This window comes from Streptomyces sp. NPDC006368, from assembly GCF_040612535.1.
Taxonomy (GTDB): Bacteria; Actinomycetota; Actinomycetes; order Streptomycetales; family Streptomycetaceae; genus Streptomyces.
In genome coordinates this window covers 46,496-62,419 of sequence record NZ_JBEXQK010000027.1, presented here as the reverse complement: position 1 = coordinate 62,419, position 15,924 = coordinate 46,496, and the positions used below count along the sequence as shown (strand labels likewise).

The 15,924-nt window shown below is 71.9% G+C and carries 14 protein-coding genes; 2 read left to right on the top strand and 12 right to left on the bottom strand.

The window, feature by feature from the left end; genetic code table 11:
- Nucleotides 1–18: 18 nt before the first annotated feature.
- The 10 genes from pstA to mshD all read right to left on the bottom strand — a co-directional run bounded on the left by pstA (nt 19) and on the right by mshD (nt 10,843).
- Nucleotides 19–1,092 (bottom strand): phosphate ABC transporter permease PstA, encoded by a 1,074-nt coding sequence (gene pstA, locus ABZZ38_RS20285; RefSeq protein WP_356741674.1) that lies wholly within the window; start codon nt 1,090–1,092, stop codon nt 19–21.
- Nucleotides 1,092–2,081, bottom strand: a complete 990-nt coding sequence (pstC, locus tag ABZZ38_RS20280; protein WP_356741671.1) for a phosphate ABC transporter permease subunit PstC — start codon at nt 2,079–2,081, stop codon at nt 1,092–1,094. Before pstC ends, pstA begins: the two co-directional genes overlap by 1 nt.
- Before the next feature lie 158 nt (nt 2,082–2,239).
- Nucleotides 2,240–3,370, bottom strand: coding sequence for a phosphate ABC transporter substrate-binding protein PstS (pstS, locus tag ABZZ38_RS20275; protein WP_356741667.1), 1,131 nt, complete (start codon nt 3,368–3,370; stop codon nt 2,240–2,242).
- A 531-nt stretch (nt 3,371–3,901) separates the two neighbouring features.
- Nucleotides 3,902–4,324 carry an NUDIX hydrolase gene (locus tag ABZZ38_RS20270; protein WP_356741665.1) on the bottom strand — a complete coding sequence of 141 codons (423 nt, stop codon included), beginning with the start codon at nt 4,322–4,324 and terminating at the stop codon, nt 3,902–3,904.
- Entirely contained in the window at nt 4,321–5,211 is an 891-nt protein-coding gene (locus ABZZ38_RS20265) for a CHAD domain-containing protein (RefSeq protein ID WP_356741662.1), read from the bottom strand. Before ABZZ38_RS20265 ends, ABZZ38_RS20270 begins: the two co-directional genes overlap by 4 nt.
- Nucleotides 5,198–7,438 carry an RNA degradosome polyphosphate kinase gene (locus ABZZ38_RS20260; RefSeq protein WP_356741660.1) on the bottom strand — a complete coding sequence of 747 codons (2,241 nt, stop codon included), beginning with the start codon at nt 7,436–7,438 and terminating at the stop codon, nt 5,198–5,200. The genes ABZZ38_RS20265 and ABZZ38_RS20260 overlap by 14 nt, the downstream gene beginning before the upstream one ends.
- A 142-nt stretch (nt 7,439–7,580) precedes the next feature.
- A complete protein-coding gene (locus ABZZ38_RS20255; protein WP_356741658.1) occupies nt 7,581–8,546 on the bottom strand; it encodes an ABC transporter permease in 966 nt (321 codons plus the stop codon).
- Nucleotides 8,543–9,433 (bottom strand): ABC transporter ATP-binding protein, encoded by an 891-nt coding sequence (locus ABZZ38_RS20250; protein ID WP_356741656.1) that lies wholly within the window; start codon nt 9,431–9,433, stop codon nt 8,543–8,545. Before ABZZ38_RS20250 ends, ABZZ38_RS20255 begins: the two co-directional genes overlap by 4 nt.
- Nucleotides 9,430–9,816: a GntR family transcriptional regulator gene (locus ABZZ38_RS20245; RefSeq protein WP_356741713.1), complete on the bottom strand. Its 387-nt coding sequence runs from the start codon at nt 9,814–9,816 to the stop codon at nt 9,430–9,432. The genes ABZZ38_RS20250 and ABZZ38_RS20245 overlap by 4 nt, the downstream gene beginning before the upstream one ends.
- Before the next feature lie 91 nt (nt 9,817–9,907).
- Nucleotides 9,908–10,843 carry a mycothiol synthase gene (mshD, locus tag ABZZ38_RS20240; RefSeq protein ID WP_356741654.1) on the bottom strand — a complete coding sequence of 312 codons (936 nt, stop codon included), beginning with the start codon at nt 10,841–10,843 and terminating at the stop codon, nt 9,908–9,910.
- Between the two features lie 135 nt (nt 10,844–10,978).
- Here mshD and ABZZ38_RS20235 point away from each other — a divergent pair, with 135 nt between their 5' ends.
- Both ABZZ38_RS20235 and ABZZ38_RS20230 read left to right on the top strand, forming a co-directional pair.
- Entirely contained in the window at nt 10,979–12,787 is a 1,809-nt protein-coding gene (locus ABZZ38_RS20235) for a bifunctional metallophosphatase/5'-nucleotidase (RefSeq protein ID WP_356741652.1), read from the top strand.
- Nucleotides 12,788–12,896: 109 nt separating this feature from the next.
- The gene (locus ABZZ38_RS20230; RefSeq protein WP_356741650.1) at nt 12,897–13,760 is read left to right on the top strand and encodes a phosphatidylinositol-specific phospholipase C; all 864 of its coding nucleotides are present in this window, start codon (nt 12,897–12,899) and stop codon (nt 13,758–13,760) included.
- Here ABZZ38_RS20230 and ABZZ38_RS20225 read toward each other — a convergent pair.
- Nucleotides 13,740–15,209, bottom strand: coding sequence for a HAMP domain-containing sensor histidine kinase (locus ABZZ38_RS20225; RefSeq protein ID WP_356741645.1), 1,470 nt, complete (start codon nt 15,207–15,209; stop codon nt 13,740–13,742). The two genes, ABZZ38_RS20230 and ABZZ38_RS20225, sit on opposite strands and share 21 nt — an antisense overlap.
- Nucleotides 15,206–15,922: a response regulator transcription factor gene (locus ABZZ38_RS20220; RefSeq protein WP_356741644.1), complete on the bottom strand. Its 717-nt coding sequence runs from the start codon at nt 15,920–15,922 to the stop codon at nt 15,206–15,208. The genes ABZZ38_RS20225 and ABZZ38_RS20220 overlap by 4 nt, the downstream gene beginning before the upstream one ends.
- Between the last annotated feature and the right edge of the window lie 2 nt (nt 15,923–15,924).

Here is a 15,924-nt window from a genome sequence, read left to right as displayed (position 1 = left end):
CACTACTTCCAGGAGGCCTCAGCGGCCGGTCTTCGGGGCCTTCCAGCGGGCGATGCCACGGGCCACCAGGTTGAGGATCATGACGAAGGCGATCAGGACGAGGGCGGCGGCCCAGGCGCGGTCGTACGACGCCTCGCTGCCGACCCTGTACTGCTCCCAGATGTAGAAGGGGAGCGAGGACTGGGCGCCTTCGAACGGGTTGGTGTTGATCAGCTGGCTGCCGAAGACCAGCAGCATGATCGGCGCGGTCTCACCGGCGATGCGCGCGACGGCGAGCATCACACCGGTGGTGATGCCTCCGACCGCGGTCGGGATGACCACCTTCGTGATCACCCGCCACTTCGGTACGCCGAGGGCGAGCGCCGCCTCGCGCAGCTCGTTGGAGACCAGCTTGAGCATTTCCTCGGTGGAGCGCACGACGACCGGGATCATCAGGATCGCCAGGGCGAGCGCGCCCATCAGGCCGGACGGCTGCAGGCCCGCGATCAGCATGATCGAGAGGATGAAGAGACCGGCGACGATGGACGGGATGCCGGTCATCACGTCGACGAAGAACGTCACGGCCTTGGCCAGCGTGCCCTTGCCGTACTCGACGAGGTAGATCGCGGTCAGCAGGCCGATCGGCGCGGAGACGAGGGTGGCGAGGCCGACCTGCTCCAGTGTGCCGATGAGGGCGTGGTAGACACCGCCGCCCTGCTGGAAGCCGGGGACACCGGCCATGGAGTGGGTGAGGAAGTAGCCGTCGAAGACCTTCATGCCCCGGCTGACCGTCACCCAGATCAGGGAGAGCAGCGGGATGACGGCCAGGACGAAGCACACCCAGACGACGCTGGTGGCGAGGCGGTCCTTGGCCTGGCGGCGGTTCTCGACGGCCGTGGTCACGGTGTACGAGATGACGACGAAGAACAGCGCGGCGAGCAGGCCCCACTGGATGCGGCTGGCGAGGCCGGCGGCCACACCGACGCCGATGCCGAGCGCGAGGGCGACGGCCGCGAAGGCGGCCGGGGCCCAGCGCGGCAGGCGGCGGTGGCTGAGGCCGTCCTTGCCGGACGCGGTGGCCTGGGCGGGCGCGTCCTGGATTGCGTGGCTCATCAGGCGTTCGCCCCCGAGTACTCCTTGCGGCGCGCGATGATCAGGCGGGCCGCGCCGTTGACCAGCAGGGTGAGGACGAAGAGCACGAGGCCGGAGGCGATCAGGGCGTCGCGGCCGAGCGCGTTGGCCTCGTCGAACTTCGCGGCGATGTTCTGCGCGAACGTGCCGCCGCCCGGGTTGAGCAGATGCAGCGAGATCACGAAGCTGGGGGAGAGGACGGTCGCGACGGCCATCGTCTCGCCGAGCGCGCGGCCGAGGCCCAGCATCGAGGCGGAGATGACGCCGGAGCGGCCGAAGGGCAGGACGGACAGGCGGATGACCTCCCAGCGGGTCGCGCCGAGGGCCAGGGCGGCCTCCTCGTTCATGCGCGGCACCTGGAGGAACACCTCACGGCTGACGCTGGTCACGATCGGCAGGATCATGATCGCGAGCAGGACGCCGACGGTGAACAGGGAGCGGGCGACGCCGATCTCGGTCTTCTCGAAGAGGTACGTCCAGCCGAGGAACTGGTCCAGCCAGAGGTTGAGGCCCTCCAGGTACGGGACGAGGAAGAGGGCGCCCCAGATGCCGTAGATGATCGACGGCACGGCGGCGAGGAGATCGACGACGTAGGCGAGCGGCGCGGCCAGCTTGCGGGGCGCGTAGTGCGAGATGAACAGCGCGATGCCCACGGCGATCGGGACCGCGATCACCATGGCGATGACCGAGCTGACGACCGTACCGAAGAGCAGGACCGCGATGCCGAAGACGGGGGGCTGCCCGGCCGGGTTCCAGTCGAAGGTGGTGAGGAAGTTGCCCTCGTTCTCCGAGAGTGCCAGCGAGGCGCGGTAGGTGAGGAACACGGCGATCGACGCCATGATCACCAGGAGGAGGATGCCCGAGCCGCGGGACAGGCCGAGGAAGACCTTGTCGCCCGCGCGGCCGGTGGATTGGTCCGGCCTCTTGGCGACCGGCGGAGCCGGTGCGTTGCTGTCAGTGGTTATGGCCATGCTCTTTCCGGTCTGTGTGGGGGAGCCGGCGGTACGGCTCCCCTGGCGGCGGTGCACCGGATGGGGGACGTGAGGTGGGTGGTCCGGTGGCCGGCCCGGGGGCCCTCCCAGCGGTGGCTGGGGGAGCCCCCTTGTGGGCCGGCCGTGGTCGTGCTGGGTCAGGAGAGGCCGTTGATGGTCTCGCGGACCTTCTTGTTGATCTCGGCCGGGATCGGCGCGTAGTCGGCCTCGGCCAGGACCTTCTGGCCCTCGTCGGAGGCGGTGTAGGTCAGGAAGGACTTCACGGTGCCGAGGGTGTCGGCCTTGTTGCCGGCGTCGCAGACCACCTCGTACGTGACGAGGACGATCGGGTACGCGCCTTCCGCCTTGGTCGTGTAGTCCAGCTCGAGCGCCAGGTCCTTGCCGGTGCCCTTGATCTTGGCGGCGCCGATGGCCTTGGAGGCGTTCTCCGTGGTGGCCGCGACCGGGGCGGCGGCGCCCGTGTCGATCTGGACGGCCGGGATGGACTGCGAGGTGGCGTAGCTCAGCTCGAAGTAACCGATCGCGCCCTCGACCTGCTTCACCTGGGCGGCGACACCGGAGGAGCCGGACGCGGCCTGGCCACCGGGGGCGGGCCACTTCTTCTCGGCCTCGTACGGCCAGTCGGCCTTGGCGGCCTTGCCCAGGTACTTGCCGAGGTTCTGGGTCGTGCCGGAGTCCTCGGAGCGGTGGAACGCCTGGATCGCGGTGCCCGGGAGCTTGGCCTCCGGGTTGAGCTTGGCGATCGCCGGGTCGTCCCACTTCTTGATCTTGTCGTTGAAGATCTTGGCGATCGTCGGGGCGTCGAGGACCAGGTCCTTCACGCCGGGGAGGTTGTAACCGATCGCGACCGGGCCGCCGACCATCGGGAGGTTGATGCCCTGGCCGGTCTTGCAGATCTTCTTGGACTCGGCGACCTCCTCCGGCTTCAGCGCGGAGTCGGAGCCGGCGAAACCGACGGTGCCCTGGTTGAAGGCGATGATGCCCTCGCCGGAGGAGGAGGACTTGTAGTTGATCTCCACGCCCGGGCAGGCGGCCATGTAGTTCTTGACCCAGAGGTCCATCGCGTTCTTCTGCGCGGAGGAGCCGGAGGCGAGCAGCTGGCCCTTGGCGCCGTCGCACGTGATGTTCGAGGCGGCGCCGGTCTTCGCGGCACCGTCGGGCGCGCCGGTGTTGTTGTCCGAACCACACGCCGTGAGGACCAGGGCGCCGGAGACGGCGAGGGCGCCGAGCGCGGTGGTGCGAAGCCCGTTCTTGCGCTGAAGCTTCACTTTCGGGTGTTCCTTCCAGGAGCCGCCGCGGCGATTGTGGCTGGATTCGGGCGGGCGGCGTGTGTCGGTTGGATAGGTGATGCCGGATGTGCTGGGTGGTGGGGCGCGCGGCGCGGGGCCGGTCACCGTGTAAGGCTGAAATTAGGCAGATCAGGTGAAGTGGCCGACGGGAGAGAGTGAACGGGAAGTGAACCGTGACGGAAGCCGTGGTGTGGGGCGCGGCGGGGGACCGAACGCTCTTGTGGGGGCATTGTCGCGGGGTGCCGGTCTGGGGCGGTGACGCCCTTGCGCGGAGCGGCGGGCTCTGCTTCCGGACGGGCGGCCCGGTGTTTTCGGCCCGCCGCGCGGGCGGTGGAGTGGTGCGCCGGTGCGTTGGCGGGACGGCGCCCTGCTTCGGTGACACCCGAGGGGGTGGCGGACGCGGGGCGGGGCTCACCCGGGTGGGTGAGGGGTGGGGCGTCGTGGGTGGAGCCCTGTGGACGGTGGGGGCCTGAGGGGTGCGCCCGGCCCGCGGCGGCGGGTGGTGCCGCGTTACGTCGCGGGGTTCCGTTCCGACAGGAAGGCCGGGAGCAGCGGCTGGTCGTGGGGGTGGGTGAGGCGGGTCGCCGCGGTGGACGGGGGGAGCCAGAGCACGCGGTCCACCTCCGACGTCGGCGTGAACGTCCCGCCCGTGGACTCCGCCTCCCAGTACGCGACCTCCTTGGTCCGCCCGTCCGGGAGGGTGTAGCGGACCGACGGCAGGCGGGCGCCCGGGCGGCAGTGGTGGCCGGTCTCCTCCAGGACCTCGCGCACGGCGGTGGCCAGCAGGTCCTCGCCCGGTTCCGGCTTGCCCTTCGGGAACGACCAGTCGTCGTACTTGGGCCGGTGGACCAGGCAGACCTCCACGCCCTCGGGTGCGCGCCGCCACAGGACGCAGCCGGCCGCCAGGGCGGTGGCCGCCCCTCCCGGCGTCATGTCGTCACCGCCGTACGCTGCCAGGCGCGCTGGAACGACACGCGCGCCGCCTCCACCTCGTGCCGCTGGTCCGCGTGGAGCACGCCCAGCACGTACGCCGTCGCGGGCGCGATGCGCGGCGTGCGGGCGGCGCTCGCCGCGGCGGACGCGGCCTCCGCGGCGTCCCGGTGCCGGTCGAGGGCCCGCCCCGCCTCGTACAGCAGCGGTTCGGTGCCGATGACCTCCTGCGCGTAGCGGTGCAGCCGCAGCAGGAGCCGTACCTGGTGCCAGGAGGTGTCGTGCTGTTCGCCGCCCATCACGGGTGTCATCGGCAGCGCGGCCACCGCGTCCAGCAGGCGCCGTTCGACGACCTCGGCGGGCGCGGTGAGCACCTCGCCGGACCGGGAGGCGGCGGGGCCCAGCGGCACGTCGGAGGCGAGGAGCGCCACCGCGTCGGCGACCGCGTGGAAGCGGGACGAGCCGAGGGCCTGGAGCGCGGCGGAGTGGGCGCGTGTCCGGGCGAGGGTGAGACGGCGTTCCAGCAGGGCGCCGGCGCGCGCGCCGCCCACCGCGAGCGCGTCGCCGCCGCTCGTCAGGCGGGACAGGGCGTCCACCAGCCGCACGAGCCGGGAGGTGCAGGCGTGTTCCTGCGCGAGGAGGCCGGACAGCCACGCCAGTTCGGTGCGCAGCTGGTCGGCCCACGCGCCGTCCAGGAGCGGCCGGAAGGTGTGGAGCGTTCCGCTGATGCGCCGGGCGGCGGCCCGCAGCCCCCGTGCGGCCTCCTCGGCGCCGGCCGTGTCCGCGCCGCTCTCGGCGTGGAGGCGCAGGTGGCGCAGGAAGTCCCCCGCGCGGGCGTGCAGGTAGGGGGCCACGACCTCGCCCGCGGAGATCTGGTCAGGGTTGTGCACGCCGGCGCCTCCGCGCGTCGATGAGCATCTCCTGGACGTGCCGCAGCGGTTGGCCGTCGGTGTCCGTGGAGTGCCGTGTCCAGTTGCCGTCCGCGCCCAGGTGCCAGGAGGACGTCGTGTCGGCCATGCCCGTCTCGAACAGCCGGGTGAGCGCGGCGCGGTGGGAGGGGTCGGAGACCCGTACCAGCGCCTCTATCCGGCGGTCGAGGTTACGGTGCATCATGTCCGCGCTGCCGAACCAGACTTCGGGCTCGCCTCCGTTCCCGAACGCGAAGACGCGGGAGTGTTCGAGGAAGCGGCCGAGGATGGAGCGGACCCGGATGTTCTCCGACAGGCCGGGGACGCCCGGCCGCAGCGCGCAGATGCCGCGCACCCACACGTCGACGGGGACGCCCGCCCGCGACGCCCGGTAGCAGGCGTCGATGACGGCCTCGTCGACCATCGAGTTGACCTTGACGCGGACGTAGGCGGGGCGTCCGGCCCGGTGGTGGACGATCTCCTTGTTGATCCGGGAGATCAGGCCGTCCCGCAGCGACTTGGGCGCCACCAGCAGCCGGCGGTAGGTCTCGCGGCGCGAGTAGCCGGACAGCCGGTTGAACAGGTCGGACAGGTCCGTGCCGACCTGCGGGTCGGCCGTCAGCAGGCCGAGGTCCTCGTACAGCCGGGCGGTCTTGGGGTGGTAGTTGCCGGTGCCGACGTGCGAGTACCGGCGCAGGGTCTCGCCCTCCTGGCGGACGACGAGCGACAGCTTGCAGTGGGTCTTGAGGCCGACGAGTCCGTAGACGACGTGGCAGCCGGCCTCCTCCAGCTTCCGCGCCCATTTGATGTTGGCCTGCTCGTCGAAGCGGGCCTTGATCTCGACGAGGACCAGGACCTGCTTGCCGGACTCGGCGGCGTCGATCAGCGCGTCGACTATCGGCGAGTCACCCGACGTCCGGTACAGCGTCTGCTTGATGGCGAGGACGTCGGGGTCGCCGGCGGCCTGCTCCAGGAAGGCCTGCACGGAGGTGGAGAAGGAGTCGTACGGGTGGTGGAGCAGGACGTCGCGCTCGCGCAGGGCGGCGAATATGTCCGGCGCGGACGCCGACTCGACCTCGGCGAGGTCGCGGTGCGTCCCGGCCACGTACTTCGGGTACTTCAGCTCGGGCCGGTCCAGGGCGGAGATCCCGAACAGGCCGGTCAGGTCGAGCGGCCCGGGCAGCGGGTACACCTCGGCGTCGGAGACCTTCAGTTCGCGGACGAGCAGGTCGAGGATGTACGGGTCGATCGACTCCTCGACCTCCAGGCGCACCGGCGGCCCGAAGCGGCGCCGCATGAGCTCCTTCTCCAGGGCCTTGAGGAGGTTCTCGGTGTCGTCCTCCTCGACCTCCAGGTCCTCGTTGCGCGTGACGCGGAACATGTGGTGCGCCAGCACCTCCATGCCCGGGAACAGCTCCTCCAGGTGCGCGGCGATGACGTCTTCGAGCGGGACGTAGCGCTGCGGGGAGGCCTCGAGGAAGCGGTGGAGCAGCGGTGGGACCTTCACGCGTGCGAAGTGGCGGTGGCCGCTGACCGGGTTGCGGACGACGACGGCGAGGTTGAGGGAGAGGCCGGAGATGTACGGGAAGGGGTGTGCCGGGTCGACGGCGAGCGGGGTGAGGACGGGGAAGATCTGCTGCCGGAAGAGCGTGAAGAGCCGGGCCTGCTCCTTCTCGGTCAGCTCGGGCCAGCGGATGAGGTGGATGCCCTCCTCGGCCAGCGCGGGGCAGATGTCCTGCTGGAAGCAGGCGGCGTGCCGGGCCATGAGCTCCCGTGAGCGGGTCCAGATCAGGTCGAGGACCTCACGGGGCTGGAGCCCGGAGGCGGACCGGGTGGCGACGCCGGTGGCGATGCGGCGCTTGAGGCCGGCCACCCGGACCATGAAGAACTCGTCCAGGTTCGAGGCGAAGATCGCGAGGAAATTCGCCCGTTCGAGGAGGGGCGTCGCCGGGTCCTCGGCGAGCTCCAGCACCCGTTCGTTGAACGCGAGCCAGCTGCGCTCCCGGTCCAGGAAGCGGCCGGCCGGCAGCTCGGTGCTCTCGCCGCCGTCCTCGTACGAGTCGAGATCCCCGTCGATGTCGGGGGCGAGCGCCGCGACCTGCGCGCCCGCGATGGTGTGCGGCCGGTGCGCGGCGATGGAGCCGACGGACGGCTGGACGGGCGGGACCTGGTCCTGGACATCGGCGGCGTCGGCGGGCTGCTGGCTCATGGCTCCATTCTTCCGCGCGAACGGGTGATCAAGCGCGTCGGAGCGGACCGCTGTCACGGCGGGCTTCATTCACCGAGCGTCGCAAGCGTGTCTGAATGGTCGGTAAAGACGACGTGACGTGCTGGGTGCGGACAGGTCGTGGTTACGCGTGGTCGCGGCGCAGCAGACGGAACGCGGCGTACGTCGCGGCGGTGGCGAGGGCCAGGACGATGCCCGTCTCGATGAGCTGGAGGGGCCAGAAGTGCGAGGCGGGGTGGTAGTCCGTGTAGGAGGCGGTGACGTGGAGGTCGGCGGGGCAGCTCTCGGTACCGGTCCGCAGCCGGCACACGTCGTACGGGAGCCGGCCGCCGCTCGCGGTGAGGAAGCCGGAGTCGAGCAGGTGCGCGTCCCGCGGGAGGGGGCCCATGTCCCCCCACGCCTTGGCGCCCGGCTGGATGAGGGTCTCCTCGGGCCACAGCCGCCACCGCAGCTGACCGAGGACGAGCAGCACCGCGCCGGTGACGGCCGCCGTCACGGCCATGGCGGGCACGGTACGGCGCACCAGCTGACCGGCGACGGCCGCGACGGCGACGGCGAGCAGGGCGTACGCGACGAGGACGGGGCCGATCGCCTCGTACACGCCCCGCTCCGACCAGCCGAGGTTGAAGGTGTCGCGGAACGGTGACCAGCCGTACCGGTAGCCGAGGACGAGCAGGGCCGATCCGGTGGCCGTCATGACCGCCGCCACCGCCAGCTTCGAGGCGAGCCAGCGGGCGGGGGTGACGGACTGGGTCCAGGCAACCTTGTACGTCCCGCTTTCCAGCTCGCGGGCGATCATCGGGCCCGCCACGAAGGCCCCGGCGATGAAGGGCACGGCGACGAGGGCGCCGGAGGCGTACTCCATGGCGAGTCGCGTCACCTCCCACGGGGTGGTGGTGGTGCCGGCGAGTGAGCAGCTCTCGTAGTCACCGCGGACGCAGGCGGGGAAGCCGGTGGCGGTCAGGGCCCACCGGCGCAGCCCGGCCCAGACGACGACGGCCGCGGCGACCAGGGTGAGCGCCGTCCACAGGGCGCGGTGGTGCTGGCGTACGACGACCCAGCGCGGACCGGTCAGGGGGAGGAGGCTCATGCGGTGACCGTCCCGTCCGCGCTGGGGGTGAGGAGGGCGGGGGCCTCGGGGGAGCGGAGATGGGCGAGCAGGAGTTCCTCCAGGGAGGGGACCATGGTGTGCCAGGTCGTGGGGTCGACCGGGCCGTCGTGGCGGACGAGCGCGGTGAGCTGGCGGCCGGTCGTGCGGGACTCGACGACCGTGTGCGGGGCGAGGCCGGCGACGGGGCCGGTCACCAGGGTGTGGGCGGCGAGGATGTCGTCGATGTCGCCGCCGAGGCGGACCCGGCCGCCGTCGACGAGCAGCAGGTGGTCGCAGGCGCCCTCCAGCTCGCTGAGGATGTGCGACGACATCACGACGGTCGTGCCGCGCTCGGCGGCGTCCGCCATGAGCGTGCCCATCAGCTGGTGGCGGGCGAGGGGGTCGAGGTCGGCCATCGGCTCGTCGAGCAGGAGCAGTTCGGGCCGCTTGCCGAGGGCGAGGGCGAGGGCGACGCGGGTGCGCTGGCCGCCCGAGAGGGTGCGGACGCGGGCCGCCGGGTCCAGTGTGCCGCCCTCGACGACGCGCTCGGCGGCGTCGGCGTCCCAGCGGTCCGGGTTGAGCTCGTGGCCCATGCGCAGGGTTTCGGCGACCGTCAGCTGGGGGTGGAGCGGTTTGTCCTGGGCGACGTACGCGACCCCGGTCCGGGCGGTGGCCGGGTCGGTGCCGAGCACGCGGACCGTGCCCTCGGTGGGCGGCGTCAGCCCGGCGGCCAGCGCGAGGAGCGTGGACTTGCCGGCGCCGTTCGGGCCGACGAGCGCGCAGACCGCGCCGGCGGGCAGCCGGAACGAGCAGTCCCGGAGGGCGGGTGCGCGCCGCCGTCCGTAGCGTTTGCCGAGGCCGCGCGCCTCCAGTGCGGTGCTCGTCATGAGTCGTCCCCCTCGTAAACCTGTTCCAGTACGGAAGTGAAGAGCGCCGCCACGTCGTCCCGGTCCAGCCCGGCTGCGCGGGCGCGCCCGGCCCACTCGGCCAGTTCGCCGCGGAGCGGTGAGTCGGCCGGGGCGCCGCCCAGGGTTTTCCGTACGAAGGTGCCCAGGCCCCGGCGGGCCTCGACGAGGCCCTCGCGCTCCAGTTCGCGGTAGGCCTTGAGCACCGTGTTCGGGTTGATGGCGGTGGCTTCGACGACCTCGCGTGCGGTGGGCAGCTTGTCGCCGGGTTCCAGCAGGCCCAGGCGCAGGGCCTGTTTGGTCTGCTGGACGATCTGGAGGTAGGTGGCGATTCCACTGCGCCGGTCGATGCGGTAGGCGACCACGTCGTGAACCACCCTTTCACTAATCAAGTAGTGAAAGGGTGGTGCACGAGAGGGCGAGGTGTCAACACCTCGCCCTCCGGGGCTCCTCGCGTCAGGTCTCCGAGCGGTACATCAGGTCCACCTCGTACGTCGTGAAGCCCATCCGCTCGTACACCCGCACCGCCGCCGTGTTGTCGGCGTCCACATAGAGCATCGCCGTCGGCAGGCCCTGCGCCGCCAGGTGCCGCAGGCCGATCGCGGTCAGCGCCTTGCCGAGGCCGCCGCCCTGCGCCTGCGGGTTGATGCCGAGCACGTACACCTCACCCAAGCGCTCCTCGGTGTGCACCTTGGTCCAGTGGAAGCCCATGAGCTCCCCGTCCGACTCCCGTACGGCGAGGAAGAACCCCTTCGGGTCGAACCACGGCTCCCCCTTGCGGTCGTCCAGGTCCCGCTGCGTCAGCGACCCCTGCTCCGGGTGGTGCGCGAACGCGGCGGCGTTGACCGCGAGCCACGCCGCGTCGTCCTGCCCGGGTACGAAGGCGCGCACCGTGATGCCCGGCGGCAGCTCCGGCTCCGGGATGTCCAGCGGCACGAGCGGGCGCCGCATCTGCCGCAGTTCGCGGAAGAGGGTCAGCCCGAGGACCTGGGACAGGTGGCGGGCGGCCGACTTGCCGCCGTGCGCCCACACGCGCAGCCGCTTGCCGGACGCGGCGAGCAGGGCGGAGCCGAGGGCCCGGCCGTGGCCGCGACCGCGGTGCGCGGGGTGCACGACCAGCTCGGCGGCCGGGGCCTCGACGGGGTCGGTGTCCTCCAGCTGGGCGTAGCCGACGAGTTCGCCGTGGACGGTGAGCAGGAGGTGCGACACGCCTTCGCGCCGGCCGTGGCGCAGCTGGAGACGTCCCTGCTCGGAGACGGCCTGCATCCCGTCGCTGCGGGCCGCCTCGGCGAGGAGGTCGAGGACGTCCTGGGCCTGCTCGGGGGTGAGCTCGTCGACGGTTTCGATACGGCGGCCCGGCTCCAGGGCCGGTACGGGGGCGTCAGTCGTCATGCCTACGAGCCTACGACCGACCGCCGACAGGCCGGGGCAACCAGCTCGTAACCCGCCACCCCCTGTTGCGCTACGCGCGTTGACCCTAGGCTGCGCTGGGTCATACACGCCTTGTTGAACGTCACGAGGGGACAGATGTCAGCGACACCGAAGAAGAACCGCGCGGCGAGACGGATACTCGCCGGCGCCGCCGGGCTGGCCACCGTCGGCGCGATGGTCGCCGCCCTGCCGGCGGGCGCCGACGACCGGGGGCGGCCCGCCGGCCACCACCCGGGCCGCACCGTCGACGTACAGCTGCTCTCCTTCAACGACCTGCACGGCAACCTGGAGCCGCCGGCCGGCTCGTCCGGGCAGGTCACCCACCAGCACCCGGACGGCAGGACCGAGAAGATCGACGCGGGCGGCGTCGAGTACCTCGCCACGCACCTGCGCACCGCGCGCCAGGGCAACGGGTACTCCGTGACCGCCGCCGCGGGCGACATGATCGGCGGCTCGCCGATGCTGTCCGGGCTCTTCCACGACGAGCCCACCGTCGAGGCGCTGAACAAGCTGAAGCTGGACGTGTCGTCGGTCGGCAACCACGAGTTCGACGAGGGGGCCCGCGAGCTGGCCCGCATGCAGAACGGCGGCTGCCACCCGACCGGCGGCTGTTACGAGGAGGGCAAGACCTTCCGCGGCGCGAACTTCCCGTACCTCGCCGCCAATGTGACGGACGAGAAGACCGGCAGGCCCATCCTCGACCCGTACTTCATCTGGGAGCGGAAGGGCGTCAAGATCGGTTTCATCGGCGTGACCCTGGAGGGCACCCCGAACATCGTCACCGCCGAGGGCGTCAAGGGCCTGGAGTTCGGTGACGAGGTCGAGACGATCGACAAGTACACCAAGGTCCTGGAGCGCAAGGGCGTCAAGTCGATCGTCGCCCTGATCCACGAGGGCGGCGCTCCGGCCTCCGCCTCGTACAACTACGACTGCGACAGCCCGGGTGCGGGCGACGGGGTCTCCGGCCCGGTCGTCGACATCGCGAAGAAGCTGAACCCGCAGGTCGACGCCCTGGTCACCGGCCACACCCACCAGGCGTACGTGTGCACCATCCCGGACCCGTCCGGCAAGCCGCGCATGGTGACCTCGGCGTCCTCGTACGGCAAGCTCTACACGGACACGACCCTCACCTACGACCGGCGGACCAAGGACATCGTCCGTACGGCGGTCGAGTCGGCCAACCACGTCGTGTCGCGCGACGTGCCGAAGGCCGCGGACATGACGTCGCTGATCGAGCGGTGGAACACCCTCGCCGCGCCGATCGCCAACAAGCCCCAGGGTTTCATCACCGCCGACATCAACGGCCGCGGTTCGACGGCGTACGAGAAGCCGCTCGGCGACCTGATCGCGGACGCGCAGCTCGCGGGCCTCTCCCCGGCCGACAAGGGCGGTGCGCAGCTGGCCCTGATGAACCCGGGCGGTATCCGGGCGGACCTGGTGTACAAGGCGTCGGGCAGTGAGGGCGACGGGGTGGTGACGTACGGCGAGGCGTTCACCGTACAGCCGTTCACCAACATGATGAACGTGGTCGACCTGACCGGCGCTCAGCTGCTCACCGCGCTCCAGCAGCAGGTCAGCGGCTCGAACGAGGCCTCCCCGAAGATCCTCCAGGTGTCGAGGGGCTTCACCTACACCCTGGACATGACGAAGACGGGCGCGGCGCGTGTCGTGGCCGGCTCGGTGAAGCTGAACGGTGAGCCGATCGACCCGGCGAAGAGCTACCGCGTCGCGATGAACGAGTTCCTCGCGGGCGGCGGTGACGGCTTCCCGGCGCTGGCGCAGGGCCGGAACAAGCTGGTGGGCGCGTCCGACCTGGACGTCTTCAACGCCTACCTGGCGGCGAACTCCTCGGCGTCCGCGCCGATCGCGCCCCCGGCGGCCGACCGGATCACGGTCATCAAGTAAGACGCGGTACGGGAGCGGGGCGACGGGGCCGGTGCACGGTTCCGCCGCCCCGTTTCCGTATCCGGCTCCCCTCTGGCGTCGTTGACGTGTTCGCGTCATACTCCCGCGCATGGACCTGAGCCGACGGAGTTTCCTCGCGGGTGCCGCCGCCCTATCCACCACCGCCCTCCTGGGGGCGGCCCCCGCCCCCCGGGCGCTCTCCACCCAGGACTGGATGGCCGGCCTCGGCGACGCGACCCCGCTGCGCGCGCTCACCATCCCCGGAACGCACAACTCCGGCGCACCGGCGGGCGGGCTGTGGGTCGCCTGCCAGAACACCGGCGTCGCCCAGCAGCTCAGCAGCGGCATCCGCTTCCTGGACATCCGCTGCCGGGTCACCGGCGACGCCTTCGCCATCCACCACGGCGCGTACTACCAGAACCGGATGTTCGGCGACGTCCTCATCGCCTGCCGCGACTTCCTCGCCGCCCATCCCTCCGAGACCGTGCTGATGCGCGTCAAGCAGGAGTACTCCGAGGACTCCGACGCGACCTTCCGGCGGATTTTCGACCTCTACCTGGACGCCAAGGGCTGGCGGCCCCTCTTCCGTATCGGCGACGGGCTGCCGTCGCTCGGCGAGGCGCGCGGCAGGGTCGTCCTCCTCGCCGACAACGGCGGGCTGCCCGGCGTGCGGTACGGGGACGCGGCGCTCTTCGACATCCAGGACGACTACATGGCGGAGCCCGGCGCCAAGTACCCCAAGATCGAGGCGCACTTCCGCAAGGCCGTCACCCAGCCCGGGAAGCTGTACGTCAACCACGTCTCCACCGCCGCGCTGCTGCCGCCGCGCTGGAACGCCGACCGGCTCAACCCCCGCGTCCACGGCTTCGTGAACGGAGGCGAGGCCGGCGGCTGGAAAGGGCTCGGGATCGTTCCGATGGACTTCCCGAACACCCGCGCCGGGCTCATCGAGTCACTGATCCGGCACAACTGAGGCCGGCGGAGGAGTGGGGGCGCCCGGCAACCGGATCACCGCGCGCGTGCCGCCGCCCTCCGCCGCCGTCAGCTCGATCTCGCCGCCCGCCTGCCGCACCGTGCGCGCCACGATCGACAGGCCGAGCCCCGAGCCGGGCAGGCCGCGCGCCGACGGCGAACGCCAGAACCGCTCGAAGACATGCGGCAGCTCGTCCGCCGCGATGCCCGGCCCGTGGTCCCGGACCACCAGCTCACCGTCGGCCAGGGACACCTCCACCCTCCCTCCCGGCGGGGAGAACTTCACCGCGTTGTCCAGGACGTTCACCAGCGCCCGCTCAAGCCCCGCCGGCTCGCCCCGGACGAACCAGGGGCGGACGTCGTCCGCCGTGATCGTCAGCTCGGGCCCGCGCAGCCGCGCCCGCTCCAGCGCCGTCCCGAGGACGTCGTGCAGCCCGACCACCTCCAGCCGGCCGGGAGCCGCCGCGTCCGGGCGGGACAGCTCCTGCAAGTCACCGATCAGGGCGGCCAGCTCCGTCATCTGCGCCGTGACCGAGGCCATCAGGGCCCGCCGGTCCTCCGGGGGGATCGCGCGCCCCGTCTCGTCACTGCGCGCCAGCAGCTCGATGTTGGTACGCAGCGAGGTCAGCGGGGTCCGCAGCTCGTGCCCGGCGTCGGCGATCAGCCGCGCCTGCCGGTCGCGGGAGGAGGCCAGGGCCGCCGTCATCGCGTTGAACGACCGCGACAGGCGGGCGATCTCGTCCTCGCCCCCGACCGGGATACGGACCGTCAGGTCCTCGGTCCTGGCCACGTGCTCGACCGCCCCGGTGAGGCGGTCGACCGGCTTGAGGCCGGTCCGGGCCACCCACAGCCCGGCGGCGCCGCCGCCGACGACGCCGATGCCGGAGACGACGAGCAGCAGGAGGGCCAGGTCGTTCAGGGTCCGCTCGGTCTCCCGGAGCGGGAAGGCGTACATCACGGCGGTGTCCGCGACGATCCCGCCGCCCGGACCCCGGGTGACGGCGGCGACGGTGAGCACGCGTACCGCGTTGCCCCCGGCGTCCACGCCGTCCCGGTACGCCTCGACGTCCGGGTCGGCCCGCCGGGCCACCTCCCGGTCGGTGCTCCGGACCTCCACCGTTCCGGCCGAGTTGGCGAAGACACACGGCCGCTCACCGGAGCCCCGGGCCAGCTGGAAGTAGTAGACCGGCCTCGGCCCGCCGAAGTCGCCCGGCGCGGCCGGGGCGCCGGGGCAGTCGCGCAGCGCGGTGGCCACGTCGATGGTCCGCAGCGACGCCCCGGCGCTGACGGAGCGCAGCTTCGCGTCGACCTCGTCGTACAGCTTGCCCCGCACCACGAACCAGCAGGCCACCGACACCGCCGCCACCGCCACCGCGACCGCCGTCGCCGTCAGCAGTGCCAGGCGCGAGCGCAGCGGCAGCGCGCGGAAGCGAGCGACCGGACCGGTCACTCGGGGTCTCCGCCGCGCAGTACGTACCCGACGCCCCGCACCGTGTGCACCAGGCGGGGCTCGCCCGCCGCTTCCGTCTTGCGCCGCAGATACATCACATACACATCCAGGGAGTTGGAGCTCGGCTCGAAGTCGAAGCCCCACACCGACTTGAGGATCTGCTCCCGCGTCAGCACCTGCCGGGGGTGCGACAGGAACATCTCCAGGAGCGTGAACTCCGTACGGGTCAGCTCCACCAGCCGCCCGCCGCGTGTCACCTCGCGCGTCGCCAGGTCCATCCGCAGGTCCGCGAAGCTCAGCACCTCCGCCCCGGGCTGCTCGCCCACGGTCCGCGCGTACGAGCTGCGCCGCAGCAGCGCCCGGATCCGGGCGAACAGCTCGTCCAGCTCGAACGGCTTCACCAGGTAGTCGTCCGCGCCCGCGTCCAGGCCGGTCACCCGGTCGCCGACCGTGTCACGGGCGGTCAGCATCAGGATCGGCACGGTGGATCCGGCGGCGCGGACGCGGCGCGCGGCGGTCAGGCCGTCCATGCGCGGCATCTGGACGTCGAGGACGACCAGATCGGGCCCGTGGGCGTCGATCTTCGCGAGGGCGTCGATGCCGTCGACGGCGACCTCGGTCCCGTACCCCTCGAAGGCGAGGCTGCGCTGGAGCGCCTCGCGGACGGCGGGTTCGTCGTCGACGATCAGGATGCGGTCGGCGTCGGAGTTCATGG

What these genes read in the sequence shown, in the direction of transcription:
- pstA (WP_356741674.1), bottom strand. Translation starts at nt 1,092, where the DNA reads ATGAGCCACGCAATCCAGGACGCGCCCGCCCAGGCCACCGCGTCCGGC.
- pstC (WP_356741671.1), bottom strand. Translation starts at nt 2,081, where the DNA reads ATGGCCATAACCACTGACAGCAACGCACCGGCTCCGCCGGTCGCCAAG.
- ABZZ38_RS20270 (WP_356741665.1), bottom strand. Translation starts at nt 4,324, where the DNA reads ATGACGCCGGGAGGGGCGGCCACCGCCCTGGCGGCCGGCTGCGTCCTG.
- ABZZ38_RS20260 (WP_356741660.1), bottom strand. Translation starts at nt 7,438, where the DNA reads ATGAGCCAGCAGCCCGCCGACGCCGCCGATGTCCAGGACCAGGTCCCG.
- ABZZ38_RS20255 (WP_356741658.1), bottom strand. Translation starts at nt 8,546, where the DNA reads ATGAGCCTCCTCCCCCTGACCGGTCCGCGCTGGGTCGTCGTACGCCAG.
- ABZZ38_RS20250 (WP_356741656.1), bottom strand. Translation starts at nt 9,433, where the DNA reads ATGACGAGCACCGCACTGGAGGCGCGCGGCCTCGGCAAACGCTACGGA.
- mshD (WP_356741654.1), bottom strand. Translation starts at nt 10,843, where the DNA reads ATGACGACTGACGCCCCCGTACCGGCCCTGGAGCCGGGCCGCCGTATC.
- ABZZ38_RS20235 (WP_356741652.1), top strand. Translation starts at nt 10,979, where the DNA reads ATGTCAGCGACACCGAAGAAGAACCGCGCGGCGAGACGGATACTCGCC.
- ABZZ38_RS20230 (WP_356741650.1), top strand. Translation starts at nt 12,897, where the DNA reads ATGGACCTGAGCCGACGGAGTTTCCTCGCGGGTGCCGCCGCCCTATCC.
- ABZZ38_RS20220 (WP_356741644.1), bottom strand. Translation starts at nt 15,922, where the DNA reads ATGAACTCCGACGCCGACCGCATCCTGATCGTCGACGACGAACCCGCC.